Source organism: Campylobacter sp. 2018MI10, assembly GCF_018501175.1.
Classification (GTDB): Bacteria; Campylobacterota; Campylobacteria; order Campylobacterales; family Campylobacteraceae; genus Campylobacter_E.
Genome location: NZ_JAHCZD010000108.1, coordinates 1 through 419 on the forward strand (window position 1 = coordinate 1; position 419 = coordinate 419).

Genomic DNA, 419 nt, shown 5'->3' on the forward strand with positions numbered 1-419 from the left:
TTATAGGGAAGATTATCCAAAAAGAGATGATTTAAATTGGATGAAAAGAACCAATACTTTTTGGGTAGAAGGCGAAACCTTACCACGCATAGAATACGAAGAGCTTGATATTATGAAAATGGAAATTCCACCAGCATTCCGTGGATACGGAGCCAAAGGAAATATTATAGAAAATCCTTTAAGTGAAAAACGCCAAGCTGAAGTGGATGCAATACGTGAAAAAATGGAAGCTGAAGGCAAAGGTCGTTATGAAATTCAAAACGCTTTAATGCCTTATGAATTACAAGCTAAATATAAAGCACCAAACCAAAGAATAGGAGTTGATTATGAGTAGAAAATTGACAATAAAGGCATTTAAATATAATCCTTTAAGCAAAATTTCTAAACCACATTTTGTGACTTACGAGCTTGAAGAAACT

The 419-nt window shown here is 33.7% G+C and carries 2 pseudogenes; both read left to right on the plus strand.

The features are described 5' to 3' along the window. Nucleotides 1-334 (plus strand): annotated as a pseudogene (locus KJR01_RS09895) (fumarate reductase flavoprotein subunit); the annotation flags it as partial. Beyond that, nucleotides 327-419 (plus strand): annotated as a pseudogene (gene frdB / locus KJR01_RS09900) (fumarate reductase iron-sulfur subunit); the annotation flags it as partial. The pseudogenes KJR01_RS09895 and frdB, both read left to right, overlap by 8 nt.